The 1,267-nt window shown below is 70.2% G+C and carries 1 pseudogene; it reads right to left on the reverse strand.

The window, feature by feature from the left end:
• A pseudogene (locus LH62_RS00175) lies at nt 1-1,199 on the reverse strand (IS3 family transposase); the annotation flags it as partial.
• Between the last annotated feature and the right edge of the window lie 68 nt (nt 1,200-1,267).

Consider the following 1,267-nt stretch of genomic DNA (forward strand, 5'->3'; position numbering starts at 1 on the left):
GTAGTGGGCAACGAAGTCCTGCAGCCCGCGGCGCAGCTCTTCGATGGTGTCGAAGGTGTGCACCCAGAGGAAGTTCTCTTTCAAGGTACGGATAAAGCGCTCGGCGACGCCGTTGCCCTCGGGCTGGCGGACGAAGGAGGGCGAGCTCTCGATGCCGAGGAAGGCGATCTCGTCCTGCAAGTCGCCGGACATGTAGTTGGAGCCATGGTCGTGGCGCAGAGCGAGACCCTTGGCTGCGTTCTTTTCGATGCGGCCGAAGTGGCGCAGGACACCCTGCCGGATCGGCTCGAGTGCCTCGAAGCGGTTGCCGGAGCGCGCGGCATGGTTGCCGACGCACTCGCCGGAGCAGTGGTCGACAGCGACGAACACCCGAGCCCGGCCCTCCTTTACGGTCACGGTTTCGGTCATGTCGGTCCCCCACATTGCATCCACGGCGGTGGTGGTGATCGTGCCGTCATGGGCGCGCTGCTCGGGACGGCCGACGCGGTGTGGCGCGAGCAGGCCGTGCTGGCCCATGAGGCGCCGGACCCGGCGAGCCGAGGTGCGGATGCCGGCATGGCGCAGCCGGGCCCAGATCTTGCGGTAGCCCTCACCATGCAGGCGCGAGCCAAGGATCTGGGCGCGGATGTGCTCGAGCAACGCGGCATCGGAGCAGGCACCTACCGGGCCCCGGCGTGTTGGCCCGGCCGGCGCCGTGGGGTCGGGCGCCGCACGGTGGCGGTAGACCGTGGCACGGGAGAGCCGCCAGACCCGGGCGACCCGGGCCAGGCCGTAGGCGCGGTCTGTGGCCGGCGAGACAGCCTGGCTCATCGCCTCGACCTCCGTCGGCCCAAAGGGCGCCCGCCCTCCAGAGCCGCAATCTTCTGCTCCAGCAGCTCGTTGGCCATGGTGACCTCGCCGAGCTTGGCCTTAAGCCGGAGCAACTCCTCATCGCGGCTGTCGCGCTCGCGCTCCTTCATCGCCGCCTCCGCCCCGACCAGGGCGCGGTCGCGCCACTCGCTCAGACGAGCGACGGTAACGTTGAGGTCCCGGGCTACGGTCTCCAGCGGCTCGCCGCGTAGCAGCCGGGTGACGGCAGCCAGCTTGCGCCGAGCGGAGTTGCGGCGCTCCGGCCCAGCCGCGCCCGAGGGGGCGCCGGCGTCAGCGTTCCGGGCGCACGCCGGCGCCCCCTCGGGTTTGTCGCTGTGGTTCTGGTCCATTGGTCTGACCTCCGGTTGCGGTGATCTCTACCGCAGTCGGCTGTCTCATCGAACCGTGCCGCACCCCA

Source organism: Belnapia sp. F-4-1 (genome assembly GCF_000802185.1).
GTDB lineage: Bacteria > Pseudomonadota > Alphaproteobacteria > Acetobacterales > Acetobacteraceae > Belnapia.